The sequence below is a fragment of the Sphingomonas plantiphila genome, assembly GCF_046000505.1.
GTDB lineage: Bacteria > Pseudomonadota > Alphaproteobacteria > Sphingomonadales > Sphingomonadaceae > Sphingomonas > Sphingomonas plantiphila.
Map to the genome: position 1 here is coordinate 1468194 of NZ_JBELQC010000001.1, position 25224 is coordinate 1493417.

Sequence of the window (25224 nt, forward strand, 5' to 3'; positions counted from 1 at the left end):
GTCGTTTTCAGCAGAGCTGAAGCGGGCCGGTGCCGCCTTACTGAAAACGACTCTAGCGCATCGCCGCGATCTGGTCGGCATGGCCGGGAAGCTTCCCGGCCACCTCGGCATAGGTCGCGGCGATGTGCCGCATCGCGGAGGTGACGCGGCCATCGTCCATCGAATCGACCAGCGGGTCATAGCCATCCGGTTCGATCCGCTGGCCGAGCAGTACCGCGACCCAACTCGGCACGCCGAACAGATCATGGTCGAAGCGCCGCACCCGCCCGCGCTCGCGCCACAGTTCTAGCTTTCCGGCGAGACTGTCGGGCACCGCCATCGCGCCGACATGGCGCCAGAACTCCGTGTCGCGCCGTTCCGTCGCCTTGTAGTGCAGCACGATGAAGTCGCGCACATATTCGTACGCTTCATGCATCAGCCGGTTATACTCGTCGCGCCCCCGCGGCCCCATCGCGCGGTCGGGGAACAGCCACATCAGCTTGGCGATGCCGGTCTGGATCAGATGGATGCTGGTCGATTCGAGCGGCTCGATAAACCCCGCCGACAGGCCGAGCGAGACGACATTCCCCTCCCATTGCCGCTCACGCACCCCGGCGGTGAAGGACAGGCTGCGCGGCGCATCGGTGGCGGGCGCGTCGAGATTGTCCACCAGCGTCGCGCGCGCCGTCTCCTCGCTGCCGAACCCGCTCGCATAGACGATGCCGTTGCCGGTGCGGTGCTGCAGCGGGATGCGCCACTGCCAGCCATATCCGTGCGCGGTCGATCGCGTCAGCGGGGTCAGCGGATCGGTGCGCGCGCACGGCACGGCGATCGCACGGTCGCAGGGCAGCCAGTGCGACCAGTCGCGATAGCCGACGCCCAATGCCTCGCGGAGCAACAGGCTGCGGAACCCCGAACAATCGAAGAAGAAATCGCCTGCGACGCGCCGTCCGTCGTCGAGCAGTACCGCGGCGACATGGCCGCTCTCGCCGTCGCGCTCTACGCCGGCGATCCTGCCCTCGATCCGCTGGACGCCACCCGCTTCTGCGCGGCGGCGCAGGAACGCGGCATAGAGGCCGGCGTCGAAATGATAGGCATAGGCCAGCCCGCCGAGCGGCGAGCGCGGATCGGGACCCGGCGGGGCGAAGCGGTCGCGCCGCGCCATCTGCGCCGACATCCAATAGTCTTCGAGCGTGCCGATTCGATGCTTCAGCCAGAATTGGTGAAAGGCGACGCCCTCGAAATCATGCCCCAGTTCGCCGAACGGGTGGAGATAGCGGTCGCCCTGCCGCGCCCAGTTCACGAACTCGATGCCGAGCTTGATCGTCGCGCCGGTCTCGCGGACGAATTCGCGCTCGTCGATGCCCAGGCGGTGGTTGAACTCGCGGATCGGCGGGATCGTCGCCTCGCCGACGCCGACCGTGCCGATCGCGTCGGATTCGATCAGCGTGATGGTCCGCGTGCCGTTGGTGAGGAACCGCGCAGCGGCGGCTGCCGCCATCCATCCGGCGGTGCCGCCTCCGACGATGACGATTCTGGCGACCGGTGCGCTCATGCGTTCGTGCTAGCAGGTTGCGCGATCAGCCGCATCGTCGCCCGATGCGTCTCACCGGGCGCGACGATGACGTCGAGCGCATTGGGCAGGTGCGCGACCGGCTCGAAGCAGAAATAGTCGCGCCCCGACGGCGTGTAGACCACCGCGTGGTCGACCTCGGATTCGATGCGCAGCGCGCGCGTGCGGCCCGGCCACGCGATCGTCGCAGAGCCATCCCATCCCGAAAAGGCGCAATCGAGCGCGCGATCCGCCACCGCGAAATCGACTTGCCGTGCGGCGATCTCGACCGGCGCGCCGGGCAGCATCCGCGTATCGGGCGGCCAGCGCCGTTCCGCTGCGAAGCGCAGCCGTGCGCCGGCAGCGGGAAAATAGGGATGATGGCCGCAGGCGAGCGGGACCGGACGATCCTCGAGATTGCGTGCGATCAGCGTGACCGTGAGCGACTCGGGAGTAAGCACGATTTCCTGCGTCGCCGAGAATGCGAACGGCCAGCGCGCGTCGCCCGCATGGTCGAGCCGCAGCATGATCCGTGCTTGATCGTGCGCCAGCACCGCCCATGGCGTCTTCCAGCCGGTGCCGTGGATCGCGTGGGCGTGCATGTCGCAGCGGGGCGTGAGTTCATGGCTCTCCCCCACCCAGTCGAACCGCGCATCGGCGATCCGGTTCGACCAGGGGATCAGCGGAAAGCTCGCCATGCCGAGCGGATCGCCGCGTTCCAGCGCGTCAGCCGACGCGGCGCGCAGCAACGGCTGCCCGTCGATCTCCCACGCCGTCAGCGATCCGCCCAGCGCGGGCGCGACGCCCGCCCGCGCGGTTCCGGCACTCAGTCTCAGTTCGCCGATGTCAGCACCGGCTCTTCGCGGATGACATAGACCGGGCCGATCTCGATCTCCTGTTGCGCGGCGCCGGTGTGCAGCGTCAGCTGCGCCGAGCCCGCGGCGATGTCCATGCCCGCCTGCGTCCGCAACTGGTACAGCCGCCAGTTCGGCCCGACCTTCACCTGCTTGTCGAGAAACCCGTCATAGGGCGCGGCATTCTTCTGGATGCGGACCGACAACAGCCCTTGTCCGTCGGGCGTGGCCGCGGACAGCGTCCGGGCGAGGACGGCGATGGTCAGGATGTCGCCGTCTTTGATCCCTTCCTTGAGCGGGATGCTGGCGCCCGAGACATGCGGGGCGCTGCCGGCGGCGGCGATGCTGAACAGCGTTCCCACCCGGCCATAGACGTTGGTCACGGTCGGCTTGGTCGCCTGCCCCTCGCCATAGATCGCCCAGTCGCGATTGGCGGGGTCGTTGAGCATCCGCCCCTTGTCCTTGAGCTGCGGCGGCAGCTCGGGGTCGGGCGCTGCGGCGGTCTCGACGCGCTTGACCGTGCGGATGCTGGTCGCACCCTCGACGATGATGACCTGACCGATCTCGATCACCTGCTTGGCCCCGGCGAGCTGCAGGCCGACGATCGCCTGCCCCGCCGGAATCGCCTTGTCCGCGCGCGCAGTCACTTCGTACAGCGTCCAGTCGCTGCCGACCTCCAGCGTCTGGTCGCCAAAGCCGTCATAGGGCGCGGCATTCTGCTGGAACCGCACGCCGATCCGGCCCTTGCCGCCGGGCGCGTCCGACTTCAGTGTGCGCGCATACAAGGCGACGGTATAGTCCCGCCCCGCGGCGATGCCGGTGCGCAGCGGGACGTTGGCGCCGCTGTCATAGATGTTGGCGCCCGCCCGCGCGACGGTCACCTGCACCGCCGCGCCGCCACCAGGAATGGCGGGGTCCTGCACGTTCTTCGTCTTCTGCTCGGTGCCGTAGAAGCTCCAGTCCATCCGCGACGGATCGTTGACCAGCGTGCCGGGCAGCGCATCGTCGAGCGCCTGGAGCTCCGGCGTCGGCTGCGCCTGTTGCGCATGGGCGGGGACGAGCGCGGCGAATGCCGCCGCGGCGATCAGTGCGCGCTTCATTCGGGCAACCCCATCGCGCCGCGCAGACCCGGCAGCCATTGCTTCTTCTCCTTGTCGTAGAACGGGAAGGTATTGCTGTACGCCCAGGCGCACATGCCGATGTCCAGCGGCCCGAACGCGGCGGTGACGGCGCGGTGATAGGCGACACGCTGGTCGAGGCTGGTGGTGGTATGCGCCCCGGTTTCGCCCATGAACGGCGTCTTGCCGGTGCGCGCGATATAGGCGCGGATCTTCTCGACATCGCGCTTCAGCCGCAGCACGTCCTCGGCCGTGCCATAGCTGCGGCCGAGCGGCGGGGCCGGGTTGACCCAGGTCGCGCCCTGATGGGTGAAGTCGAACGGCTCGTAATAGTGAAAGGTCGGCACGACATGGGGATCGTCGGGCAGCGGCAGCGTCGCCAGGCTGTCGATCCCGCTCCAGAACTCACCGCCGACGATGACCGGCCGGTCCGGGTTGGTCTCGCGGATCGCCTTGAGCGCCGGGGTGATCACCGCGATCAGATTCTTGTTGTCGAACTTCTCGTGCGGCTCGTTCTCGATCTCGAACCATACATGATCGCGCGGCATGTCGGCGAAGGTCGCGGCGATCTGGCGCCACATCGCGGCAAGTTGCGGCGCGCTGCCCAGCGGGTCCTTGTGGATCGCCTCGAAATGATGGCTGTTGAGGATGACGTTGAGCCCGGCCGCGCGCGCCTGTTCGACAGCGGTGCGGATGCGCTTCATATAGGCGGCGTCGATCGTGAAGTCGGGCCCCTTGCCGGCATGCGTATCCCAGCGCACGGGCAGGCGGACGGTCTTGAACCCCGCCTTGGCGATGATCGCCATGTCGTCACCCGCCAGCGGCTTGCCGCCCCAGGCGGATTCGGCCGGCGGTTCGAACGTGTTGCCGATGTTGATGCAGGTGCCGACCGGCAATTTGTCGGTGCGGGCGGGTGCCGCCTGCGGTCCGGCGGCAAGCATCGCGGCAAGCGCAATAGGCCCGATCATACGTGTCTCTCCATCTGTTCCGGCCACTGTCGGGCGGTCACAAAAAAGATGGTAGCGCTATCAGACAACGCTGGTCAATCGTGCTTTTGCGCGCCCGCTGCAGGCGTCACGGGAGCCGCCGTGCGCCCGCCGCCCGGAGTGCCGCGATATCGGGAAATCCGTCGACCGCCATCAGCAGGTCGGCCTCCGCCAGGATCGATCGCAGGACATGCGCCGCCCCCTCCGCGCCGCCGAGGGCGAGTCCATAGCAATAGGGGCGACCGACGCCGACTGCGGTGGCACCCAGCGCCAGCGCCTTGGCAACGTCGCTGCCTGATCGGATGCCCGAATCGAACAGCACCGGCACAGCGCCCGCCGCTTCGACGACATCGGGCAACAGGTCGATCGCGGCGATCCCGCCATTGGCCTGTCGCCCGCCATGGTTGGAGCAATAGATGCCGTCCGCGCCTTCATCGACGGCACGGCGCGCATCGTCGGGGTGGCAGATGCCCTTGAGCACGATCGGCAACTTGGTCAGCGAGCGCAGCCACTTCATGTCGGCCCAGGTCAGCACCCGTCCGAAGGTCGCGGCCCAGGTCATCACCGCGGCACGGGGGTCTTCCGCCAACGGCTTCGCCAGCATCTGCTGAAAGCGCGGGTCCGACCAGTAGTTCGAGAGGACATGCCCGCGCAGCTGCGGGAAGTTCGCGGTGTTGAGATCGCGCGGCCGCCAGCCGGTGACCCAGGTGTCGAGCGTGACGGCGATCGCCTTGTACCCCGCCGCCTCGGCACGGCCTACCAGGCTCGCGGCGAGCTCGGGATCCTTGGGCGTGTAGAGCTGGAACATCCCCGGCGTGTCGCCCATCGCCGCCGCGACATCCTCCAGCGGATCGTTGGTCAGCGTCGAGACTGTGAGCGGCACCCCGGTCAGCGCGGCGGCGCGCGCGGCGGCGATGTCGCCATGACCGTCCTGCGTGCACATGCCCGTCACGCCGACCGGGGCCATGAACAGCGGGGAGGGGAGCTTCATCCCGAACAGATCGACCGACAGGTCGCGGGTCGCGCAATCGACCATCATCCGCGGCACGATGCCCCAATGACGAAAGGCTTCGGCATTGGCGCGCTGCGTATGCTCGTCGCCGCACCCGCCCTGGACATAGCTCAGCAGCGAGGGCGCCATCGCCGCCTCGGCACGCTTCTCGAGGCTGGCGAAATCGACCGGGATCGTGGGGAGCACGCCCTGCAGCCCGGCGCCATAGATCGCATGCTGATAGTCGCCGAACTGCGGCATCGCGTCCTCTCCCCGCCCGTCCGCTTGCTGCGGATCGTCTGGCGCGCCCGGCAGGATTCGAACCTGCGGCCCCAAGCTTAGAAGGCTCGTGCTCTATCCAACTGAGCTACGGGCGCGCGCGAAGAGTGCGTTAGCGCGGATTGCGCGGGTCGCAAACCGCGATCATAATCCGGCCGGGCAGGCAGGGGGCGAGCGATGCGCGAAGAGGCGGCGCCGGTACGGATCAACGCGGGGCAGGTCGCGGGCGGGCATTTCCGCTACTACGACTATGTGATGGCGGCGTTCTGCGTCATCCTCGTCCTGTCGAATGTGGTCGGCGCGGCCAAGGTCGCGACGCTGGGCGGCCTCACCTTTGGCGCCGGCATCCTGTTCTTCCCGCTCTCCTATGTCATCGGCGACGTACTGACCGAAATCTACGGCTATGCCCGCGCGCGCCGCGTGATCTGGGCTGGGTTCGCTGCGACCTTCTTCGCAGCCGTGATGTGCTGGGTGATCGTCGTCATGCCGCCCGCGCCGGGCTGGGAGGGGCAGGAGGTCTATGAGGCCGCGTTCGGCCAGGTGTGGCGGATCGTCGGTGCGTCGATGATTGCCTTTTGGGCGGGCGAGTTCGTCAACTCCTATGTCCTCGCACGACTCAAGCTGCACACCGAAGGGCGCCATCTGTGGCTGCGCACGATCGGGTCGACGGTGTTCGGGCAGGGCGTCGACAGCCTGATCTTCTACCCGCTCGCCTTTCTCGGCGAGTGGTCGAACGAGCAGGTGCTGATGGTGATGGTCACCAACTGGGGTCTCAAGGTGCTGTGGGAAGTCGTCCTCACCCCCGTCACCTATGCCGTGGTCGGCTTCCTGAAGGCGCGCGAGGGGGTCGATGTGTTCGACGAGGATACGGACTTCACCCCGTTCCGCACCCGCGTTTGACGGATCGCAAAGCGCGCGCCGCGTGACCGGCGCATCGTCGCTCCAGTGAAGGAGACCGACGATGAACATGCCCATCCATGCCCAGGCCTTTGCCGCCGCCCGTCCGCTGCGCCGCAATCGCGGTGAGCATGTGTTCGACCTGCACCCCTCGCTTCATATCGGCGTGTTCGCCGGGTTCTTCGCCTATCTCGGGATCATGTGGGCGGCATTCGGCGAAAAGGGCCTGGCGATCCCGTTCGTGATCTTCGCCGTGTTCCTCGCCGCCGCCTTCGCCGTCCCGGCTTGGTGGGCGCGCGTGGCGCCGGGCGAGGGCCGGGCGCCGAGCTTCGCCGAATTCATGGAAGAAGGGCTGCCGACCGAAACCGGACCGCTCGCGGCGGGCGGCGTGATCGTGCAGGTCATGATCATGCCGGTCATGCTGATGGTCTGGGGCCTGATCGTCGCCGCCATCCGCTTCGCAGTCTGAACGCGAACCCTCCCTCAACGCGGGCGAACCCCTGGGTTCGCCCGCGCCTTTTTTCGTTCAGGCCGAAGCGAGGTCGTCGAGCGCGTCGCGGTCGAGAATCGCGATGCCATGGCTGCCCTGTCGGGCGATGATCCCGGCATCCTCCAGCGCGGTCAGCGTGCGGCTCACCGTTTCGATCGTGATCCCCAGCAACTGCGCCATCTCGCCGCGCGTCAGCGGAAGGTCGAACGTCTCCGCATCGTGGCAGGGGGCCGGGCTGGCGGCGCGGGCAAAGGCCAGGATCAGCGCCGCAACCCGGCCCTTTGCCTGCCGCTTGGAGATGAGGTCGATCAGCGCACGGCTCTCGTCCAACTCGCGGCTGACCTCGGCGAGCAGGCGGCGAGCCAGCGCGGGGCGTTTGTCGCTCAGCGCTGCGACGTGCGCCGCGGGGAACAGACAGGCTTCGCACTCGGTCAGCGCGGTGACATGGAGCGTCGCGGTCGGCGCGAACAACTGGCCGAGCATCCCTGCCGGATGGACCAGAGCCACGATCCGCTCGGTGCCGTCGCGGTCGATACTCGACATCTTCGCCGCGCCCCGCGTCAGCGTCGCGCAAACCGTAGCCGAATCGCCCGCCGCGACGATCGTTTCGCCGCGCGCATAGCGGCGATGGTGCCCGATCCGGGCGAGTTCCCCGCGATCCTCGGGGGACAAGGCGGAGCAGACCGCGCGATCGGCGACGGGACAGGCGTCGCAGACGATCGGTGCCGGACCGCTCATCCCCTCACGCCACCGCTTCGAGCAGCCCTTCGAACAGGCGCCGGCCGTCGCTGCCGCCATGGGCCGCTTCGATCTTGCGTTCGGGGTGCGGCATCATGCCGAGCACATTGCCGCCCGCATTGACGATTCCGGCGATGTTGCGCGCGCTGCCGTTGACGTTCCCGGCATAGCGGAAAGCCACGCGGCCCTCACCCTCGATCCGGTCGAGCGTTTCGGCATCGGCGAAATAATTGCCGTCATGATGCGCGACCGGGATCGAGATCGTCTCGCCCGCGTCATAGCGGCTGGTGAAGATCGACTGGCTGTTCTCGACCGTCAGGTCGACGTCGCGACACACGAAATCGAGGCCGGAATTGCGCATCAGTGCGCCGGAGAGCAGCCCGGTCTCGGTCAGCACCTGGAAGCCGTTGCAGATGCCGATCACCGGCGTCCCGCGGTTCGCCGCATCGACCACCGCGCGCACCACCGGCGACCGCGCCGCGATCGCGCCGCAGCGCAGATAGTCGCCATAGGAAAAGCCGCCAGGGAGCGCGATCAGGCCCAGGCCGTCGGGAAGCGCGCTCTCGCCATGCCAGACCATCTCCGGCTTGCTGCCCGTCACGCTCTCGATCGCCACCGCCAGGTCGCGGTCGCAATTCGATCCGGGAAAGACGATGACGGCGGTCTTCATTGCTTTTCCACCCGGTAGTTTTCGATCACCGTGTTCGCGAGCAGCTTCTGGCACATCGCGTCGATGTCGGCGTCGCTGGTGTCGTCGGCGACGTCGAGTTCGATCAGCTTGCCGACGCGCGCCTCGCTCACGCCCGCAAAGCCGAGCGAGCCGAGTGCGTGTTCGATCGCCTTGCCCTGTGGGTCGAGCACGCCGTTCTTGAGGGTGACGACGATGCGCAGCTTCATGGGATTTCCTCCGGGGATTTGCCGCGCCCTATGGGCCTTGTCCCGCGCGGGTTCAAGATTTCATCGTCCCTTTACCGCCTGCTGCGACACTGTGCGGGTCCGAGTCGACGCCGCGGGGGCGGGGCGCGGTCCTGGAGTTTGGCATAATGGCATTTCTGGCGATCACCCTGTTCGTCGCGCTGGTGGCATTCGGCAGGGATTATTTCGGGTGGCACGACCCGAACGGGCAGGTCCAGATCGCACTGATCTGCGCCTTCATCTTCGGAATCATTGCCGGTCTGAAGGCGAAGGGGTAAGGAATTTTTGGTTGGCCGCACCGGCCCGCTCCCCCACCCGGCCACCCATCGGAGGATATTCTGAAATGGGTGGCCGGGGGGGAGCGGGCCGGTGCCGCGTCAGCAAAACTGACCAGATAAATTAGAGCCTACTTCCCGCGCTTCTTGCGGTGGGTCTCGAGGTCCAGCACCGCCGAATCCGCGCCCTCCGGCAACAGGCCCAGCCGCCGCGCGACTTCCTGATAGGCTTCGACTTCGCCGCCCAGATCGCGGCGGAAGCGGTCCTTGTCCAGCTTTTCGCCGCTGGCGATATCCCACAGGCGACAGCCGTCCGGGCTGATCTCGTCGGCAAGGATGATGCGGCCATAGCCGTTCTCGTCGAAGATCCGCCCGAATTCGAGCTTGAAGTCGACCAGCCGGATGCCGATCCCGGCGAACAGCCCCGACATGAAGTCGTTCACGCGAATGGCCATGTCGGCCATGTCGTGCAGTTCTTCCTGGCTGGCCCAGCCGAAGCACAGGATATGCTCGTCGGTGACCAGCGGGTCGCCCAGCGCGTCGTCCTTGAAATAATATTCGATGATCGTGCGCGGCAGCGGCGTGCCTTCCTCGATCCCCAGTTTCTTGGCGAGCGATCCGGCGACGACGTTGCGGACGACGACTTCGATCGGGACGATCTCGACCTGGCGGATCAACTGCTCGCGCATGTTGAGGCGGCGAATGAAGTGCGTCGGAATGCCGATGCCGCCGAGCAGCGTGAAGATATGCTCGGAAATCCGGTTATTGAGTACGCCCTTGCCGTTGATCGTGCCCTTTTTCTGGGCGTTGAACGCGGTCGCGTCGTCCTTGAAATACTGGATCAGCGTGCCGGGTTCGGGGCCTTCGTAGAGGATCTTGGCCTTGCCCTCATAGATCTGGCGGCGGCGTGCCATGGCGACGGGGTCCTTCAAAAACGCGGTGCCCCGGCGGCGCGGTCTCCGCGCGGCGCCGGGGCTTCGGTCCGCGCCTATATCGAAACGCGATCTGCCACGCAATCAATCGCTCGGCGGTGCAAAGACCGGCTTGCGCCGCCGCCGCCAGCGCAGCGCCAGCCAGACCAGCGGACCGAACACCAGCACCCACGGCGCAAGCACGATCAGCACGGTCAACAGGCCGCGCAGGCCGATCAGGAACAGGCTGCCCGAATCGGCCAGCGTATCGCGGATCTGCGCGCCGAACCCGCCGGCGTCCGCCGCCTGTGCGTTATAGCCGATCTCGATCGTCGAAAAGGCGACCCGCCCGCGAAGCTCGGTCAGCCATCCCTTTGCCTGATCCAGTTCCTCCTGCGCTTCGGCGACGGCGCGTTCGGCGGCGACCAGGTCGCCGACGCTGCCCTGACGGGTCCGCAGAATCTCGGTCAGGCGGCCGACGAGCAGTTCGCGCTGGCGGATGCGCGCCTCGGCATCGACCATCTGCTTGGACACGTCCTCCGCCTCGATCGCCGTATCGACCGGGCGACCGCCCTTGTCCGACGCGACCTTGTTGAGGGTGTCGAGAAAGGCGCGCGCACTCTTGCTCTCGACCCGCAGCTTCAGCGTGCCGTTGCCGTAATCGGCCTCTCCGCCCGACCGCTGCAGACCGGCGACCTGACATCGCGCCGCCCCCATCTTGTCGCACAGTGCGACGTGCGCCTGTTGCAGCGTGGGAATGGCGTCGCCCGGCAGGCGGTAACCGACCCGGTAGATATAGGCGATGCGGGGCAGGGTCACGGCAAGCGGATCGGTGCCGGAATCCTGTGCCGCGCCACCCTCGCCCTTTGGCGGCGCCTCGGCCACGTCCATCGCGACGTCCTCGGCCGCCGCGACCTCCTGCTGCTGATCGGCCTGCCCGCAAGCGGCGAGCAGTGCCAGGCCCATCAACAATGGCGATCCTGCTATCCAGCGCATGGTGCCCCTCCAGAGATATCGTCGCGCCCCGGCGTCGGGGCAGAGTAATATCACATCACAACGGAGGGAATTCGGCAACGCCCCAATTCTGCCATAATCTGACGCGGCAGATCAGGTCTCGTCGCGATTGAACCAGCGACTGATGGTATTGCGCCGCTCGGGCTGCCCGTCGTCGTCGCGATAAGATTCCAGATCGCCGCCTGCGGCGATGGGCGGCGCCGTGCGATTGATCAGGACGCGCAAACCCAGCGCCCCGATAAGCAGCAGCAGAAGGAGCAGGAGCAGCGGGCTCACCGCCGCGAGACCCTGCGCAAGCGAGGCGGTCGAGGCGATCAGCGTATTGCCCGCATCGCGAAAGCTGGCGTCGGTGGAGCCGTTGAGTCCGGGCGCGGGCGTGCCTGAACTATAGGTGATGAGCACCGGCGCGGTCGCCATGGTCTCGCCGACATCGGCCTCCGACTCGGCGATCACGTCGAGCGCGGTCTGGAGCCGTCGGGCGCGATCCTGCTGGACCGGATCGTTGCTCACGCGGGCATTGGCGAACTGTTCGCGCAGGCGGTTGACCAGCATGTTGGACCGCGCAGACGCGGTCGCGTCGGCGCCGGCGATCTCGGTCTCGACTAGCGCGCCGCCGCCGCCCACCACCACCTTGGTCGCTGCTTCGCCGAAATTGCGCGCGACGGCGGGGTCGATGCGGAAGGTGAGCGTCGCGGCGATCTTGTTCGCGTCGTCGACACGGTAGCGCATCGACAGGATACGACAGCGAGCCGGGCCGAGCTTGTCGCAGCCCTTGGCATGCGATTCGACCACCGCTTTCACCTGGGCGGGCGGCACCTTGTAGGCATAGCGATAGTCGAAGGCCCCGCCGGTCGCGGTCAGCGCGGCAACGGCCTCGCCGCTGATCTTCTCCGGTGCCTTCTGCTTGGGCGAATTGTCGCACCCGGCAAGCGCCAACAGCCCCAGCACCCCTGTAACGACTCGCATCCGATTCCCCCCGCGGTTCGCAGGCGAAACGATAAGGGAAATGGTTAACGCCCGGAAGGGAGAGTCTGCGCAGCTGTACCGAATCGGGAAGTTGCGATGCCGCGTGTTGCAGCCTGCTCGATCAGCGCAATGCCCAAGCGATCCTGGCCTGACCGGCGAAGATATTGCGCCAGGTCGCAAGCTCGCGCGTCGCGCCCGTATCGAAGTCGCGGTAACTTCCGATCCGGGCCAGGGCTCCACGCGCGGCCGCGCGGAAATAGCTGCGCGATTCCGCGAGGTCGGCGCCGCCGCTCAGCAGAATCTCGGCCAGCGACCAGTCCGCGTTGATCCGCATCGGGTGGTCGGGCGCATGGGTCGCGGCGACGATCCCGCGCGCCTCGCGATAAAGCGGCTCCGCCTCGGCAAACCGCCCCTGTTGCTTGAGGGTGAAGGCAAGGTTGATCAGGCCGCGTGCGATCCCCGGCGATCCTTCGGGAAGCGACGCGCGACGCAGTTCGAGCGCGCGCCGCTGCAAGGTTTCTGCCTGCTTCAGCTCGCCCAGCTTCAGCCACGCGCTCGCCAGCGCGTTCAGCGAGACCGCGAGATCGGGATGGCCCGGCGCCAGGGTCTTCTCCCGCAACGCCAGCGCTCGTTCGAGCAGTGGCACCGCTTCATTGGCGCGGTCCATCGCGACCAGCGACGCGCCGACATTGGTGAGCAGCAGCGCGATATAGGGATGGCCCGGCGGCAACCGCTGTTCATAGATCGCCAGCGCGCGGACGAGCAGCGGGTGTGCCGCATCCTCCCGCCGCTGTGCCGACAGGTTGATCGCCAGGTTGGTGAGCGCCGCCGCGACATCGGGATGGTCGGGACCGTTTTTCGCGATCGCCGTATCGACGATCCTGCGATGCAGCGCCTCGCCCTCGGCATAGCGGCCCTCGCGGTCGAGCAGGCGGAGCATATCGGCCAAGACATTGTCCGCGGCGGGATTGTCGTTTGCGGAATAGAGGTTCAGCGCGATCCGGTATTCGGCCAGCGCCGCGTCGGGACTCGTCAGCACGCTTCCGAGCAGGCGGTGCGCGAGCGCACGGTCGGGGCTGGTTTCGGCCAGCGTCCGGTCCGCCAGCACGGCGGCACGGCGCGCCATCGCCTCCGCTGTTTCAGCATCGCGCGTGCGTTGCGCCAGGGTGGCCGCGGTGACCAGCAGGTCGAGGCACCGATCGGCGGTTCCCGCCCCGGCCTCGCATGCGTCGAGTTCTTTGAGCAGCAGCGCCAGTGCGGTCCTGTTGTCACCCATCTGAGCGATCATCTTGACCTCCTGCGGCAGGCGCCAGCGTTCGGCGCCCAGCACAGGCATGGCGAATCCCAGCGTCGCCGTGGCGGACAGCAAGATGGCGCAGGGCTTGCCTCGCCGTGCCGCGCGTCTAACAAGCGATGCCATGAGCGATACACGTAGCGACGCCATCCCCGATCCTTTCAATGCCATCGTCGACGCCCCGTTCGATTCGGCGCTGTCCGAACGCTATCTCGTCTACGCGATGTCGACCATCACGGCGCGGTCGCTCCCCGATGTCCGCGATGGCCTGAAACCCGTCCACCGCCGCCTGCTGTGGGCGATGCGGCTGCTGCGGCTCGATCCCAGCCAGGGCTACAAGAAATGCGCGCGCGTCGTCGGCGACGTGATCGGCAAATATCACCCGCATGGCGACCAGTCGGTCTATGACGCGATGGTGCGGCTCGCGCAGACCTTCGCGTTGCGCTACCCGCTGGTCGACGGGCAGGGCAATTTCGGCAATATCGACGGCGATAATGCGGCCGCCTATCGCTACACCGAGGCGCGGCTGACGCAGGTCGCGATTGACCTGATGGACGGCCTCGACGAGAATGCCGTCGATTTCCGCCCGACCTATAATGGCGAGGATGAGGAGCCGGAGCTGTTCCCCGGCCTGTTCCCCAACCTGCTCGCCAATGGCGCGAGCGGCATCGCAGTGGGCATGGCGACCAGCATCCCGCCGCATAATGCCGCCGAGCTGATCGATGCCGCGATCCTGCTGATCGACCAGCCGAACGCCAGCGACGCACAGGTGCTGGACCATGTCCGCGGCCCCGATTTTCCCACCGGCGGCATCGTCGTCGACAGTCCCGCCGCGATCGCCGAATCCTATGCCACCGGGCGTGGCGGCTTTCGCGTGCGCGCCAAATGGGCGCTCGAGGATCAGGGCCGCGGCACGTGGCAGATCGTTGTCACCGAAATCCCGTACGGGGTGCAGAAGGGCAAGCTGATCGAACAGATCGCGGCACTCATCAACGACAAGAAGTTGCCGATTCTCGCCGATATCCGCGACGAATCCGACGCGGAAATCCGCATCGTGCTGGAGCCGCGCGCGCGGACTGTCGATCCGCAGACGCTGATCGAAAGCCTGTTCCGCCTGTCGGACCTCGAAACGCGCGTGTCGCTCAACCTCAACGTGCTCGATCACACGCGCACGCCGCGCGTGATGAGCCTCAAACAGGCGCTGTCGGCCTGGGTCGATCACCAGTTCATCGTGCTGCGCCGCCGCTCGGAGCATCGCCTGGCGAAGATCGCCGACCGCATCGAGCTGCTCGACGGCTATCTGGTCGCCTTTCTCAACCTCGATCGCGTGATCCAGATCATTCGCACCGAGGACGAGCCCAAGCCGGTAATGATGGCCGAGTTCGGCCTGACCGACCGCCAGGCCGAAGCGATCCTCAACATGCGGCTGCGCGCGTTGCGCAAGCTCGAGGAAATGGAGATTCGCAAGGAGCGCGACGGGCTCGAGAAGGAACAGGCCGAGCTTCAGGCGCTGCTGTCGAGCGAGGCGCGCCAGCGCACGCGGATGAAGCGCGATCTGGGCAAGATCCGCGACCGCTACGGCCCCGAAACCGCACTCGGCGCGCGGCGCACGATGGTCGCCGAGGCCGCGCCGGCACGCGAAATCCCGCTGGAGGCGATGATCGAGCGCGAACCGATCACCGTGATCCTGTCGCAGCGCGGCTGGATCCGCGCGATGAAGGGCCATGCCGACCTCGCCAGCGCCGACACGGCGAAGTTCAAGGAAGGCGACGGCCCCTTCATCGCCTTCCACGCCCAGACGACCGACAAGCTGCTGCTCGCATCCGAAAACGGGCGTTTCTACACGCTCGGGGCGGACAAATTACCCGGTGGGCGCGGCTTTGGCGAGCCGGTGCGGTTGATGGTCGATCTCGATGGCGGCACCGGAATCGTCGGGTTGCTGCCCGCCAGCGCCGCGACGCGGTTGCTGGTCGCGGCGAGCGACGGACGCGGCTTCCTGGTCAAGACCGAAGACGTGATCGCCGAAACGCGCAAGGGGAAGCAGGTGGTCAATCCGCGCGCGGGCGCCGTCCTGAAACTGGTCAAGCCGGTCGGGGACGCGGATGATTATGTCGCGGTGGTCGGCGACAATCGCAAGATGCTGGTCTTTCCGATGGCCGAACTCGCCGAACTGGCGCGCGGGCAGGGCGTGCAGCTTCAGCGCTATCGCGACGGCGGGCTGTCCGATGCGGTCACCTTCCGCTTTGGCGAGGGACTGAGCTGGCGAATGGGCGGCGAACAGGGGCGGATGCGCAGCGAGACCGACCTCACTCCGTGGCGCGCGGCGCGCGGGGCGGCCGGCCGGATGCCACCGATCGGCTTTCCGCGCGACAACCGCTTCTGAACGCTAGCCCGGTCCGGCGGCATGTCCCTGCGATTGGGTAGTATTACGCAGCGCCTTCAGCACCGCTTAACCAAATGTCCCTAACGCAGGGACCGATGTTTCTGTCGCGCCGCCGCAAGGACAAGTCCGACCCCGCGCCTGCCTTGCCCGCAGGCGAGGCGCGTCGCACGGTTGCCCCCGCGACGCTGGGTCCCTCCCACACCGCCCAAGTGCTCAACCTCCTTCCGATCCCCGCGGCGATCGTCGAGCGCACCGGAGAGCGATTCTGCTTTGAGTCGGTGAACCGGCCGTTCCGGCTGGCGGGCCTCGGCACGACAGTCGATCAATCGCCGGTGATCGTGCGGCTTGGTGATCGAATCGCCGAGTTTCTGGATTCGAACACGATCGAGGTCGAATTCGACTGGGAACTGGGCGATACGGTCGATGCGCGCTTCTTTCGCGTAAGGCTCGCCCGGCGCAGCACCGAGAAGCGCGCGAATCGCTGCCTCGTCACGCTGGTCGACCATACATCGGAACTGCGCACCCAGCGCAGCCTGCGACGCGAGATGCTGACCGACAGCCTCACCGGCCTGCCGAACCGCGCGGGCTTCGGCGAGGATCTCGAGGCCGAGATCGAGCGCGCCGGGGTCGACAGGTTTGCAATTCTCGTCATCAACCTCGACCGGTTCAGCCGGATCAATGCCTGCATGGGTGGCCTTGCCGGCGACGAACTGCTCATCTCCGTCGCGCGCCGGGTCAAGGGCGCGCTGCGCGGTCATGACAATCTGGCCCGCACTGGCGGCGACGAGTTCGCGATCCGGCTCGAACTCGATGAGGGAATCCAGGACGCGCTGCATGTCGCCAAGCGCATCCAGAACGCGCTGACCACGCCGTTCCGGCTTTCCGATTTCGAGATTCGCGTCGACTGCGCGATCGGCATCGCGATCGGCGATGGCGAGCATGACGATGCCGAGGAACTGATCCGCCACGCGCAGTTCGCGATGAAGCGCAGCAAGGAATCGGGTCGGACCGAAGTCTATCAGACCCGCGCCTTCGATGTCGTCCGCCAGGAATTCAGCATCGAAACCGAATTGCGCCGGGCGATCGACAATGGCGCGCTGTCGCTCAACTTCCAGCCGATCTGCGACCTCGCGACCGGGCGCATCGTCTCGTTCGAGGCACTGGCACGCTGGACCACCGAACAGGGTATCGCGCTCTCCCCGGTCGAGTTCATCCCGGTGGCGGAGGAATCGGGGCTGATCGTTCCGCTCGGCCGCTGGGCAATGCACGAAGCGGCCCGCACGGTGGCGCACTGGGACCGGCTGGCCGGGGGCGATTGCGGCGCCAAGGTCGCGGTCAACCTGTCCGCGATCCAGCTTCAGCGCGACCAGATCGCACCGATGGTCGAGGCTGCGCTTGCGGCGAACGCTGTCGACGGACGCAAGATCACGCTGGAACTCACCGAAAGCGCGCTCGTCACCGACCCGGACCGGATCGCGCGCACCATGCATGCGCTCAAGGATCTCGGCACCACGCTCGCGATGGACGATTTCGGCACGGGCTATTCCAATCTCGCCTATCTCCAGAAACTGCCGATCGACGTGCTCAAGATCGATCGCAGCTTCGTGTCGGGCATGCTGGCCGACCGCGACAAGGTGGCGATCGTCCGCGCCATCCTCAGCCTGGCGATGGCGCTGGGCATGCAGACCACGGCGGAGGGGATCGAGACCAACGAACTCGCCCAGACGCTCGCCGCGCTGGGCTGCAACTATGGTCAGGGCTTTCTCTATTCGCGTCCTCTCGACGCCGACGCGGCCTACGCGTTGCTGTCCGAGCGCAGCGCCTGAGCCACCACCTCATCGGCGATTTCGCCGGTACGCGCCGCATCGGGAAAGCGCTCGGCGATCCAGCGCTCCTCGATCTGCCGCAGCGCGCGCGCGACTTCGGGCCCCTTTGAAAGCCCGCGTGCGATCAGCGCGCCGCCCGATAGCGGGAAGACCGGCACCCTCCAGTCGCGCAGATGCACCAATGCGGCCCGGCGCTGCTCGTCGTCCAGCGTGGGCGTCAGCGCGATCCGGTCGATCGCCGTCTCGCTTCCGACCCGATAGGCCAGCGCTTCGGGATCTTCCCCCGCATCAACGAGCGCCGAGCCGGTGCGTTTGCGCTGCGTGTTGGAGAGTTTGAGCCGCGCGGCGACCTGCTCGCCCATCGCCGGATCGCGCGGGAGCAGCGCGGCGAGGCGACGAATCGGGTCGAGTCCGATCCCGGTCGCGTCTTCTACCGCCGCCAGCGCGACCATCCGCGCGACCCCGTCGGCATCGATCTCGGGCAGCACCGGGCGAAAGATGCCCCGCTCCACCATCAGCGCCACGATCCGCACCGCCTCGCGCGCGACCAGCAGCTTGAGCAGCTCGTCGGCAATGCGCTCGCGCGACAGCGCCATCAGGTCGTTGGCGCGCGCGGTACAGGCGTCGAGCGACGCCGTGTCGGGGGTATCGCCGAACCGCGCAAGGAAGCGAAAAAAGCGTAGGATGCGCAGATGATCCTCGGCAATGCGCTGCAACGGATCGCCGATGAAACGCACATGGCGCGCGGCCAGATCGGCAAGGCCGCCGAAATAGTCGAACACCTCGCCCGTCGCCGGATCGGCATAGAGCGCGTTGATCGTGAAATCGCGCCGCGCCGCATCCGCGCGCCAGTCGTCGGTAAAGGCAACGGTGGCGCGGCGGCCATCGGTCGAGACGTCGCGGCGCAAGGTCGTGACCTCGACCACGGTGCCGCTGCTCACGGCGGTGATCGTGCCATGCGCGATGCCGGTCGGAACCGCCTTGATGCCGGCATTCTCGAGCCGCCGGACCACCTCCTGCGGATTGAGCGGGGTGGCGATGTCGACGTCCGATACGGCGATGCCGAGCAGCGTATCGCGGACCGCCCCGCCTACGAACCGGGCATTGCCGTCGCCCAGTGCCGCGGTCAGCCGGTCCAGGCCGGGCCGCGCGCGCCAGTCGGCGGGGGGCAGGGTCACGCGATCCATCGCAGCCGCCGCGACAGATTGACCAGCATGGCTGCGGTCGCCCCCCAGATCCGAAAGTCTTGCCACATGATCTCGTAATAGCGCCGCTCGCGCCCCTGCCATTCGACGCTCGCCTCGACATGGTTGGCAGGGTCGAGCAGATAGGCGAGCGGCGCCTCGAAGATCGCCGCGACCTCGCCCGGTTCGGCGCGCAGCGGCAGGTCGGGCGGGATCACCCCGAGCACGGGCTGCACTTCGAACCCGGTGACGGTGCGATAGCGATCGGCGGTGCCGACCAGCTGGACCGCGCTGCGCGCCAGGCCGATTTCCTCCTCCGCCTCGCGCAGCGCCGCGGTGATTGCGCCATCGTCCTCGGGGTCGATCCGCCCTCCCGGGAAGGCGATCTGCCCGGCGTGGCGGCGCAGCGTATCGGTGCGCTGGGTCAGAATCAGCCCGGGCGCGCTACGGTCGGTGACGGCGACCAGCACGGCCGCCGGGGTCGGCACGCCATCGGCGTCGGGCCCCGGGTCGCGCTCGTCACCCGCCAGCAGCACCGGCGCGGTCGCGTGTTCGGCATCGAGCGCGGCGCGCAGTCGCTCGGCCAGCGTCATGCCGGCTCGATCGGGAAGAACGCACCGTTGCTCCAGATTCCCGGCGGATCGGAGCCATTGTCGAGCGCGAGCGTGGCAAGGTCGTAATAGACCGGCCGCGCGATCAGGGCTTCGAGTCCACCCCTGACGTGCAGATAGGGATGGGGGCCATCGTCGCGCTCCTCGAAGCGCAACGGATGGTCCGGACCCGCGGCGACCAGGTCACCGGTATTTAGCCGAAAGGCGAGGCGGGCCTCGGGGCCGTCGCCCTCGCGCTTCATCTCCACCGCGACGAACGGGGCGTCCTCGACCTCGATGTCCAGTTTCTCGACCGGCGTCACCAGCACATGGCGGCCATCCGCCTCGCGCCGCAGGATCGATGCGAACAGTCGCACCATTGCCGGACGACCGATCGGCGATCCCTGATGATACCAGCTGCCATCGCGCGCGATGCGCATGTCGCTATGCCCGCAATGCGCCGGGTTCCAGCTGTCGACCGGCGGCAGCTTCTGCGCCTCGGCGAGCCGTGCGATCTCGGCGAGCGAGAGGCTGGCGAGGTCGGGGGGCGGGGGCATCGGCATGGCAAATCCCGTAGGCCGTTTTTGCGGCCCGGGTAAAGGGTCAGCGGTGCGGCCCGACCATGCCCGGCCGATCCGGCGCGGCGCCGCGGGCAAGCAGGCGTTCGCGCGCGAACGGGCCCGGCAGCCGCCATCCGCCCGTGCGCGACGCGTCGAAGCCGAACTGCGCATAATAGTCCAGGTCGCCGATCAGCATAAGCGGCGCTTCGCCCGCGCGCGCGATCGCCCGGCCCATCAGCGCGCGGCCGATGCCGACATTCTGGCGCTCGGGCGAGACCGCGACCGGGCCCACCAGGATCATCGGATAGGTCACGCCGTCATCGCCGGCCAGCGCGACCGGCCAGCATTGGATGCTGCCCACCAGCGTCCCCTGTTCGACCGCGGCGAAGCTCAGCTCCGGCACTGCGTCCACGCCCTCGCGCAGGCGATAGGCCGTGCGCGCGTGACGATCGGCGCCGAACACGCGGTCGAGCAGGTGCTCGACCGCATCGCGGTACACGTCGGACAGGGGCACCAGTTCGAACAGCGCAATCTCCAGCGGCTCAGGGGGATGGACGCCCGGGGCGCGCGGCTTTAGCCCCGAAACCGAGTCCGCGCCTAGCGGAATAAAGGAGGCCGGCGATGAAGCTCTATGACGCGCCCTGGGCGCCCAGCCCGCGCCGCGTGCGCATCTTCCTCGCCGAAAAGGGCGTCGAGGTTCCGTGCGAGGCGATAGACCTCAGAACCGGCGAGCATCTCACCGACGCCTATCTGCGGATCAACCCGCGCGGCGCGGTGCCGGCGCTCAAGCTGGACGACGGCGAAGTGCTCTGCGAATCCGCGGCGATCTGCCGCTATTTCGAGGCGATCCATCCCGAGCCGTCGCTGTTCGGGCGGACCGCGATCCAGATCGGGCGGATCGAAAGCTGGACACGCCGGATCGAGGGGGATGGCTATGCTGCCGCGGTCTACGTGCTGCGCAACACCGGCGCTGCGTTCAAGGATCGGGCGATTCCCGATGCGGGCCTCAACGTCGCGCAGATCCCCGAACTCGCCGCGCGCGGCGCGATCATGTGGGAAGCGTTCGTCGATGCGCTCGACGCGCGGCTCGCCGACCGGGCGTGGATCGCCGGGGACGATTACAGCTTCGCCGACATCACGGCGCTGGTGACGATCGATTTTGCGCGCGCGGCACGGCTTGCGGTGCCCGAACATCTCGCGAATCTGCGCCGCTGGCATGGGGAGGCTAGCGCGCGGCCCAGCGCGACCGCCTGATTGCCCGCCGACACCGAACCGCATTGCCGTTTGCGGGAGCGCGGCCTATGGGCGCGCGATCAGTTTCCCCAGGGGCATGGTTCGTTGAACGATCTTCTACAGCTTCAGGTCCGCGATCTCGAAGTCCAGGTTCTCACCGGCGTCTATTCCGAAGAGACGCATCTGCCCCAGCCGCTGCGCATCTCGATCACCGTCGATCTGGCGCCGATCGGCCGGTTCGAACCCGATACGCCGCTCAGCGCATCGAAATCCTATCTCGATCTCAAGCATGCCGCGACCGGCGCGCTGCCCGCGGGCGTGCATTTCACGCTGATCGAGGGGGTGGCCGATCATATCGCCGAAACGCTGATGACCGGCGACGCGCGCATTCGCCGGGTCGAGGTGGAGATCGTCAAGCTCGCCATTGCCGAGGCGGACGAAAAGATCGGCATCCGGATGGTCCGGCACCGCCGATAAGGCCGCCGCGCTGATAGCGCGCTAGCGGCAGCTGCCCAGCTGCTCCAGCACGAAGCGATAATCCTCGCGCGCGAAGCGTGCGTTGTCGGGGTCTTCGGCCGACAGGCTTTCGGGGGGCAGCGCGCGCGGCAGGCCGCAGGCCAGCCGGTACCACAGCAACGTGTCGCGCGGCGGCGCGCCCGCGCCTTCGTCGACGATCTCGCCCAGCGAGACCGACCAGCGCCGGTCCTGTCCCGGTCGTCGCAGGATCGACAGCGAAATCGGCGCTCCCGTCGCGGTCTGCACGAAAATCTGCGTCTCCCCCTCGCCCGGGAGCGTGCCGGGCACGTGAAAGGCGTTGCCGAGCCCGGTCACCGCCGGGGGCGCGTCGGGAGCCACCACCTCGCGCACGATGCCGCGCACCAGCGCGTCGAGTTCCGCGCTCCAGTCGCGCTGCGAATCGACCGTGGTCAGCTGGACCATCTGGGGCCGCCCGGCCACCGGGCGGGCAAAGGCCAGCACCCGCCGCTTGTTCAGCCGGGGCGCGCGTCCGCGCGCATCGAGCGGGACATCGACGACATACCCGATGCGCGCGGGCATCGGCGCACCGGCGCGAATCAGCGCCAGCACGTCGGCCTCGACATAGAAGCGCACATGCCCCGGCGCGACGCCGGCCGCCTCCGCGCCCTTGATTCGCACCGCGCTGCGAATCTGCGCGTCGATCACGACCGGCGAGCGGAGTACGAGGTCGGCCATGTCGGCGTAGCGCGGCACCACGACGCCGGACTCGGCGACCCGCTGCGCCGCCGCGGGCGTTAACATTTGGGGCGAAGCCGCACAGATTGCGGCGGAAAGCAAAACAATACGGGTCCGAAACATGGCGCAGAGCCTAACGGATTGTCCCACCGGCATACAGAAATATTTCTGTCGCACCCGGATTATACGTTTATTGCGTCCGACAAAGCGTTTGCGTCACGCAAATCGCCGCGATAGGACTTGCCCCGCACCTGGACCGGAAGTGCCTGCTTCCGTCGGGTCGAGCCACGCCGATAAAGATGCCAGGGTGCCGGGCAACGGCGCGGCGAACGAAGGAGTTTAGTTGCTGAATGGCCTACGCAGATCGTGATGTAGGAGGCAGTCGGATCGTGGCGATCGTAGTCGTCTCGGTCATCCTCGCCATTCTCGGTTACGCGTTCGTAACCGGGCTTGCCTACAAATTTGTCAAGGAAGCCGCGGAAGAGATGGAAGTGTTCGAGGTTCTCGAGCCGCCACCCCCGCCCGAGGAAGTTCCACCGCCTCCGCCCCCACCCGACTCGCCGGTTCCGCCGCCACCCACCACGGTGGTCGTGCAGAAGCCGATCGTTCAGGTTCCGGCACCTCCACCGCCGATCAGCCTGTCGAACGTGATCCCGCCGAGCCAGCCGCCGACGCCTCCCGCGCCGCCGGCTCCGCCCGCGCCGCCGCCACCTCCCCCGCCGCCGGCTGTCAGCCAGGCTGCGGCAGCACGCGGCAATCCTGGAACGTGGGTGACGTCCGACGACTATCCGCCCGCCGCACGCCGTGCCGGCGACGAAGGGTCGGTCGGGGTTACCTTCACGATCAATACCCAGGGTCGGATCGAGGGTTGTCGCGTCACGTCCGGATCGGGTTCGTCCGCTCTCGACAACGCGACCTGCAGCCTGGTGACCCGCCGTGGTCGCTATTCGCCTGCGAAGGATGCAGCCGGCAATCCGATCGCCAGCACCAAGTCGCTGCGCTTCCGCTGGCAGCTCGAAGACTGACGGGTCCGGGCGCGTCGGACGCGCCCGCCCGGTAACCTGAACACAATTCGCTTTATCTCAAGGGAAAGAACCGCACATGCTCACCACCATTCTCGCCGCCGGAGCCGCTGCTGGAGCCCCGCCGCCCACCAACTTCGACATCCTGCACGCGATGAACGAAGGCGGCGTGATCGCCTGGAGCACCGCCATCATCCTGACCGGCATGCTCTTCTTCTCGCTCTACATCCTGTTCACCAAGGTGTTTGAGCAGCAGAAGGTGCTCAACCAGTACAAGCGCGTGCGCAACGTATTCTGGCAGTCGGGCAGCCTGCGCGAAGGCGCGGCGAAGCTCGAGAAGAACTCGGCCTATCGCCAGATCGTCGACGACGCGCTGCTGGCGCAGGACCAGTACAAAGAACTGACCGACCCGATCGAAGCGCATGACTGGCTGCACGGCTCGCTCCAGCGTTCGCAGGACTCGATCAACTCGCAGCTGGGTGGCGGTCTCGCCTTCCTCGCGACCGTCGGTTCGACCGCACCGTTCATCGGTCTGTTCGGTACCGTCGTCGGCATCTTCCGCGCGCTGATCAAGATCGGTGCGGCGGGTGACGCGTCGATCGGCACCGTTGCCGGCCCGGTCGGTGAAGCGCTGATCATGACCGCGCTCGGCCTCGTCGTCGCGGTTCCCGCAGTGCTCGCCTACAACTGGCTCCAGCGTCGCAACAAGTCGATCGCCGAAGACCTCAGCGGCTTCTCGAACGACGTGCTCGGCTACCTGGCGTCGGACGGCCGCGTCCGTCCGGCCGTCAAGGGTGCCAAGCCCGCGCCGAAGGCGCCGCCGGTCGCGACCACTGCCAAGGCCTGAAGGTTCGACTGAGGACCGTGCGGTGGCGGCTCGCCGCGCCGCGCGGTCACCCGCCGGGCCAGACGGGCCCGGGGACAGGATGCGAAAGATAGGATTGCGCCAATGGCGATGAGTGTAGGCGGCGGTGGCGCCGAAGAAAAACCGATGTCGGACATCAACACGACGCCCCTGGTGGACGTCATGTTGGTTCTCCTCATCATCTTTCTGATCGCGATTCCGGTGGCGATTCAGTCGGTCGAACTGGAACTGCCCAAGGTGCAGTTCGAGCCGACCGTGACCAAGAAGGAAAACGTGCTGCTCGCGGTGCGTGCGGATGAATCGGGGACGTGCCAGGTGTTCTGGCAGATGAGCCCGATCACGAGCACCGAACTGCTTCAGCGCGCGAGCGACAATCTGAAGGCGGTGGTCGATCAGCTGGGTGACAACATCCGGCCCGACGACATCCCCGAAGTGCACATCCGCGGCGACGTGAACACGCCGTACAAGTGCATCGGCGGGGTCATCTACACGATGCAGAATGCCGGGTTCGTGAAGGTCGGCTTCATCTCGCAGCCGTCGGTCGCCACGCAATAAGTCAGAAGTTCAGGAGTAAGACGCCATGGCAATGAGTGCCGGCCAAGAAGACGGCCAGCCGATGATGGAAATGAACACGACGCCGTTGATCGACGTCATGCTCGTTCTCCTCATCATGCTGATCGTGACCATTCCTGCGCAGACGCACGCGGTGAAGGTCGACCTGCCGCAGAATCAGGGGCCGCAGACCCCGCCCCCGGTCGAGCCGCAGAAGAACAAGATCACGATCTTGCCCGACGGGCGCGTGGCCTGGAACGGCAGCGAGATCGATCTCGTCACGCTGCGCCAGTATCTGGACCAGAGCGTCCAGATCTCGCCGGAACCGGAACTGCATTTCCAGCCCGATCCGCAGGCGCGCTACGAGCGCGTCGATGAGGTGCTGGCAGTGATCAAGCGGTCCGCCGTGACGAAGCTCGGCTTCGTCGGCAACGAGCAGTATCGCAACGACTTCTGATCGCGTTTCACGACCAGGATTTGAGAGGGGGCGGCTTTCGGGCCGCCCTTTTTTTATGCCCGGCTCCGGCGGCCCTGCGCA

Annotated in this window: 28 protein-coding genes and 1 tRNA gene; 11 read left to right on the top strand and 18 right to left on the bottom strand. The window is 67.3% G+C overall.

Going from position 1 to position 25224, the window contains the following annotated elements; translation table 11 throughout:
* Positions 1-52 precede the first annotated feature (52 nt).
* The 6 genes from ABS767_RS06860 to ABS767_RS06885 form a co-directional block, all read right to left on the bottom strand.
* A complete protein-coding gene (locus ABS767_RS06860; RefSeq protein ID WP_408077606.1) occupies positions 53-1534 on the bottom strand; it encodes a tryptophan halogenase family protein in 1482 nt (493 codons plus the stop codon).
* On the bottom strand, positions 1531-2376 hold the full coding sequence (locus ABS767_RS06865) for an aldose 1-epimerase (RefSeq protein WP_408078662.1): 846 nt from the start codon (positions 2374-2376) through the stop codon (positions 1531-1533). Before ABS767_RS06865 ends, ABS767_RS06860 begins: the two co-directional genes overlap by 4 nt.
* Positions 2364-3485, bottom strand: a complete 1122-nt coding sequence (locus ABS767_RS06870; RefSeq protein WP_408077607.1) for a hypothetical protein — start codon at positions 3483-3485, stop codon at positions 2364-2366. The genes ABS767_RS06865 and ABS767_RS06870 overlap by 13 nt, the downstream gene beginning before the upstream one ends.
* On the bottom strand, positions 3482-4471 hold the full coding sequence (locus tag ABS767_RS06875) for a glycoside hydrolase family 5 protein (RefSeq protein ID WP_408077608.1): 990 nt from the start codon (positions 4469-4471) through the stop codon (positions 3482-3484). The genes ABS767_RS06870 and ABS767_RS06875 overlap by 4 nt, the downstream gene beginning before the upstream one ends.
* A gap of 106 nt (positions 4472-4577) precedes the next feature.
* Positions 4578-5741 (bottom strand): alpha-hydroxy-acid oxidizing protein, encoded by a 1164-nt coding sequence (locus ABS767_RS06880; protein ID WP_408077609.1) that lies wholly within the window; start codon positions 5739-5741, stop codon positions 4578-4580.
* 39 nt (positions 5742-5780) lie between these two features.
* Positions 5781-5857: transfer RNA gene (locus ABS767_RS06885), tRNA-Arg, on the bottom strand.
* Positions 5858-5936: 79 nt separating this feature from the next.
* On the opposite strand from ABS767_RS06885, the gene ABS767_RS06890 reads away from it, so the two are divergent.
* Complete coding sequence (locus ABS767_RS06890) at positions 5937-6659, top strand: queuosine precursor transporter (RefSeq protein ID WP_408077610.1); 723 nt, start codon at positions 5937-5939, stop codon at positions 6657-6659.
* 61 nt (positions 6660-6720) lie between these two features.
* On the top strand, positions 6721-7125 hold the full coding sequence (locus tag ABS767_RS06895) for a hypothetical protein (protein WP_408077611.1): 405 nt from the start codon (positions 6721-6723) through the stop codon (positions 7123-7125).
* 57 nt (positions 7126-7182) lie between these two features.
* On the opposite strand, the gene ABS767_RS06900 is transcribed toward ABS767_RS06895, so the two are convergent.
* The 3 genes from ABS767_RS06900 to purS are packed head-to-tail and all read right to left on the bottom strand — an operon-like array spanning position 7183 to position 8781.
* On the bottom strand, positions 7183-7884 hold the full coding sequence (locus tag ABS767_RS06900) for a Crp/Fnr family transcriptional regulator (RefSeq protein ID WP_408077612.1): 702 nt from the start codon (positions 7882-7884) through the stop codon (positions 7183-7185).
* Between the two features lie 4 nt (positions 7885-7888).
* The gene (purQ, locus tag ABS767_RS06905; protein WP_408077613.1) at positions 7889-8554 is read right to left on the bottom strand and encodes a phosphoribosylformylglycinamidine synthase subunit PurQ; all 666 of its coding nucleotides are present in this window, start codon (positions 8552-8554) and stop codon (positions 7889-7891) included.
* On the bottom strand, positions 8551-8781 hold the full coding sequence (gene purS, locus ABS767_RS06910) for a phosphoribosylformylglycinamidine synthase subunit PurS (protein WP_408077614.1): 231 nt from the start codon (positions 8779-8781) through the stop codon (positions 8551-8553). The genes purQ and purS overlap by 4 nt, the downstream gene beginning before the upstream one ends.
* Positions 8782-8927: 146 nt before the next feature.
* Here purS and ABS767_RS06915 point away from each other — a divergent pair, with 146 nt between their 5' ends.
* On the top strand, positions 8928-9077 hold the full coding sequence (locus ABS767_RS06915) for a hypothetical protein (protein WP_408077615.1): 150 nt from the start codon (positions 8928-8930) through the stop codon (positions 9075-9077).
* Positions 9078-9205: 128 nt separating this feature from the next.
* On the opposite strand, the gene purC is transcribed toward ABS767_RS06915, so the two are convergent.
* The 4 genes from purC to ABS767_RS06935 all read right to left on the bottom strand — a co-directional run bounded on the left by purC (position 9206) and on the right by ABS767_RS06935 (position 13334).
* Positions 9206-9988: a phosphoribosylaminoimidazolesuccinocarboxamide synthase gene (gene purC, locus ABS767_RS06920; protein ID WP_408077616.1), complete on the bottom strand. Its 783-nt coding sequence runs from the start codon at positions 9986-9988 to the stop codon at positions 9206-9208.
* Between the two features lie 102 nt (positions 9989-10090).
* A complete protein-coding gene (locus tag ABS767_RS06925) occupies positions 10091-10981 on the bottom strand; it encodes a DUF4349 domain-containing protein (protein WP_408077617.1) in 891 nt (296 codons plus the stop codon).
* 111 nt (positions 10982-11092) lie between these two features.
* Positions 11093-11965 (bottom strand): hypothetical protein, encoded by an 873-nt coding sequence (locus tag ABS767_RS06930; protein ID WP_408077618.1) that lies wholly within the window; start codon positions 11963-11965, stop codon positions 11093-11095.
* Between the two features lie 121 nt (positions 11966-12086).
* Positions 12087-13334 (bottom strand): tetratricopeptide repeat protein, encoded by a 1248-nt coding sequence (locus ABS767_RS06935; RefSeq protein ID WP_408077619.1) that lies wholly within the window; start codon positions 13332-13334, stop codon positions 12087-12089.
* A 49-nt stretch (positions 13335-13383) separates the two neighbouring features.
* Between ABS767_RS06935 and parC the strand changes: the two genes are divergently transcribed.
* The gene (gene parC / locus ABS767_RS06940) at positions 13384-15642 is read left to right on the top strand and encodes a DNA topoisomerase IV subunit A (RefSeq protein ID WP_408077620.1); all 2259 of its coding nucleotides are present in this window, start codon (positions 13384-13386) and stop codon (positions 15640-15642) included.
* Positions 15643-15737: 95 nt separating this feature from the next.
* Entirely contained in the window at positions 15738-17468 is a 1731-nt protein-coding gene (locus ABS767_RS06945) for a putative bifunctional diguanylate cyclase/phosphodiesterase (protein WP_408077621.1), read from the top strand.
* Here the strand turns inward: ABS767_RS06945 and ABS767_RS06950 are convergent.
* Genes ABS767_RS06950 through ABS767_RS06965 form a run of 4 tightly spaced genes read right to left on the bottom strand, consistent with a single transcriptional unit; the run spans position 17438 to position 20328 of the window.
* On the bottom strand, positions 17438-18655 hold the full coding sequence (locus tag ABS767_RS06950) for a CCA tRNA nucleotidyltransferase (RefSeq protein ID WP_408077622.1): 1218 nt from the start codon (positions 18653-18655) through the stop codon (positions 17438-17440). The genes ABS767_RS06945 and ABS767_RS06950 overlap by 31 nt on opposite strands.
* Entirely contained in the window at positions 18643-19245 is a 603-nt protein-coding gene (locus ABS767_RS06955; RefSeq protein WP_408077623.1) for a CoA pyrophosphatase, read from the bottom strand. Before ABS767_RS06955 ends, ABS767_RS06950 begins: the two co-directional genes overlap by 13 nt.
* Positions 19242-19805: a DUF1285 domain-containing protein gene (locus ABS767_RS06960; RefSeq protein ID WP_408077624.1), complete on the bottom strand. Its 564-nt coding sequence runs from the start codon at positions 19803-19805 to the stop codon at positions 19242-19244. Before ABS767_RS06960 ends, ABS767_RS06955 begins: the two co-directional genes overlap by 4 nt.
* 40 nt (positions 19806-19845) lie before the next feature.
* Positions 19846-20328 carry a GNAT family N-acetyltransferase gene (locus tag ABS767_RS06965; RefSeq protein WP_408078663.1) on the bottom strand — a complete coding sequence of 161 codons (483 nt, stop codon included), beginning with the start codon at positions 20326-20328 and terminating at the stop codon, positions 19846-19848.
* Between the two features lie 95 nt (positions 20329-20423).
* Between ABS767_RS06965 and ABS767_RS06970 the strand changes: the two genes are divergently transcribed.
* Together ABS767_RS06970 and ABS767_RS06975 are read left to right on the top strand one after the other, a co-directional pair.
* Complete coding sequence (locus ABS767_RS06970; protein ID WP_408077625.1) at positions 20424-21056, top strand: glutathione S-transferase family protein; 633 nt, start codon at positions 20424-20426, stop codon at positions 21054-21056.
* A gap of 84 nt (positions 21057-21140) precedes the next feature.
* Positions 21141-21512, top strand: coding sequence for a dihydroneopterin aldolase (locus tag ABS767_RS06975; protein WP_408077626.1), 372 nt, complete (start codon positions 21141-21143; stop codon positions 21510-21512).
* Positions 21513-21533: 21 nt separating this feature from the next.
* Here the strand turns inward: ABS767_RS06975 and ABS767_RS06980 are convergent, their stop codons facing one another.
* Positions 21534-22313: a hypothetical protein gene (locus ABS767_RS06980; protein ID WP_408077627.1), complete on the bottom strand. Its 780-nt coding sequence runs from the start codon at positions 22311-22313 to the stop codon at positions 21534-21536.
* A 323-nt stretch (positions 22314-22636) separates the two neighbouring features.
* On the opposite strand from ABS767_RS06980, the gene ABS767_RS06985 reads away from it, so the two are divergent.
* From ABS767_RS06985 to ABS767_RS07000, 4 genes are all read left to right on the top strand, one after another.
* Complete coding sequence (locus ABS767_RS06985; protein ID WP_408077628.1) at positions 22637-23272, top strand: energy transducer TonB; 636 nt, start codon at positions 22637-22639, stop codon at positions 23270-23272.
* Positions 23273-23348: 76 nt separating this feature from the next.
* A complete protein-coding gene (locus tag ABS767_RS06990; protein ID WP_408077629.1) occupies positions 23349-24116 on the top strand; it encodes a MotA/TolQ/ExbB proton channel family protein in 768 nt (255 codons plus the stop codon).
* 102 nt (positions 24117-24218) lie between these two features.
* Positions 24219-24689 (top strand): ExbD/TolR family protein, encoded by a 471-nt coding sequence (locus ABS767_RS06995; RefSeq protein WP_408077630.1) that lies wholly within the window; start codon positions 24219-24221, stop codon positions 24687-24689.
* Between the two features lie 25 nt (positions 24690-24714).
* Positions 24715-25143 (top strand): ExbD/TolR family protein, encoded by a 429-nt coding sequence (locus ABS767_RS07000; protein ID WP_408077631.1) that lies wholly within the window; start codon positions 24715-24717, stop codon positions 25141-25143.
* The last annotated feature ends 81 nt before the right edge of the window (positions 25144-25224 follow it).

Bases quoted from the DNA above. Each gene is read 5' to 3' on its own strand.
- ABS767_RS06860 (WP_408077606.1), bottom strand. From the start codon at position 1,534: ATGAGCGCACCGGTCGCCAGAATCGTCATCGTCGGAGGCGGCACCGCC.
- ABS767_RS06870 (WP_408077607.1), bottom strand. From the start codon at position 3,485: ATGAAGCGCGCACTGATCGCCGCGGCGGCATTCGCCGCGCTCGTCCCC.
- ABS767_RS06875 (WP_408077608.1), bottom strand. From the start codon at position 4,471: ATGATCGGGCCTATTGCGCTTGCCGCGATGCTTGCCGCCGGACCGCAG.
- ABS767_RS06880 (WP_408077609.1), bottom strand. From the start codon at position 5,741: ATGCCGCAGTTCGGCGACTATCAGCATGCGATCTATGGCGCCGGGCTG.
- ABS767_RS06890 (WP_408077610.1), top strand. From the start codon at position 5,937: ATGCGCGAAGAGGCGGCGCCGGTACGGATCAACGCGGGGCAGGTCGCG.
- ABS767_RS06895 (WP_408077611.1), top strand. From the start codon at position 6,721: ATGAACATGCCCATCCATGCCCAGGCCTTTGCCGCCGCCCGTCCGCTG.
- ABS767_RS06900 (WP_408077612.1), bottom strand. From the start codon at position 7,884: ATGAGCGGTCCGGCACCGATCGTCTGCGACGCCTGTCCCGTCGCCGAT.
- purQ (WP_408077613.1), bottom strand. From the start codon at position 8,554: ATGAAGACCGCCGTCATCGTCTTTCCCGGATCGAATTGCGACCGCGAC.
- purS (WP_408077614.1), bottom strand. From the start codon at position 8,781: ATGAAGCTGCGCATCGTCGTCACCCTCAAGAACGGCGTGCTCGACCCA.
- ABS767_RS06915 (WP_408077615.1), top strand. From the start codon at position 8,928: ATGGCATTTCTGGCGATCACCCTGTTCGTCGCGCTGGTGGCATTCGGC.
- purC (WP_408077616.1), bottom strand. From the start codon at position 9,988: ATGGCACGCCGCCGCCAGATCTATGAGGGCAAGGCCAAGATCCTCTAC.
- ABS767_RS06925 (WP_408077617.1), bottom strand. From the start codon at position 10,981: ATGCGCTGGATAGCAGGATCGCCATTGTTGATGGGCCTGGCACTGCTC.
- ABS767_RS06930 (WP_408077618.1), bottom strand. From the start codon at position 11,965: ATGCGAGTCGTTACAGGGGTGCTGGGGCTGTTGGCGCTTGCCGGGTGC.
- parC (WP_408077620.1), top strand. From the start codon at position 13,384: ATGAGCGATACACGTAGCGACGCCATCCCCGATCCTTTCAATGCCATC.
- ABS767_RS06945 (WP_408077621.1), top strand. From the start codon at position 15,738: ATGTTTCTGTCGCGCCGCCGCAAGGACAAGTCCGACCCCGCGCCTGCC.
- ABS767_RS06950 (WP_408077622.1), bottom strand. From the start codon at position 18,655: ATGGATCGCGTGACCCTGCCCCCCGCCGACTGGCGCGCGCGGCCCGGC.
- ABS767_RS06955 (WP_408077623.1), bottom strand. From the start codon at position 19,245: ATGACGCTGGCCGAGCGACTGCGCGCCGCGCTCGATGCCGAACACGCG.
- ABS767_RS06960 (WP_408077624.1), bottom strand. From the start codon at position 19,805: ATGCCGATGCCCCCGCCCCCCGACCTCGCCAGCCTCTCGCTCGCCGAG.
- ABS767_RS06970 (WP_408077625.1), top strand. From the start codon at position 20,424: ATGAAGCTCTATGACGCGCCCTGGGCGCCCAGCCCGCGCCGCGTGCGC.
- ABS767_RS06980 (WP_408077627.1), bottom strand. From the start codon at position 22,313: ATGTTAACGCCCGCGGCGGCGCAGCGGGTCGCCGAGTCCGGCGTCGTG.
- ABS767_RS06990 (WP_408077629.1), top strand. From the start codon at position 23,349: ATGCTCACCACCATTCTCGCCGCCGGAGCCGCTGCTGGAGCCCCGCCG.
- ABS767_RS06995 (WP_408077630.1), top strand. From the start codon at position 24,219: ATGGCGATGAGTGTAGGCGGCGGTGGCGCCGAAGAAAAACCGATGTCG.
- ABS767_RS07000 (WP_408077631.1), top strand. From the start codon at position 24,715: ATGGCAATGAGTGCCGGCCAAGAAGACGGCCAGCCGATGATGGAAATG.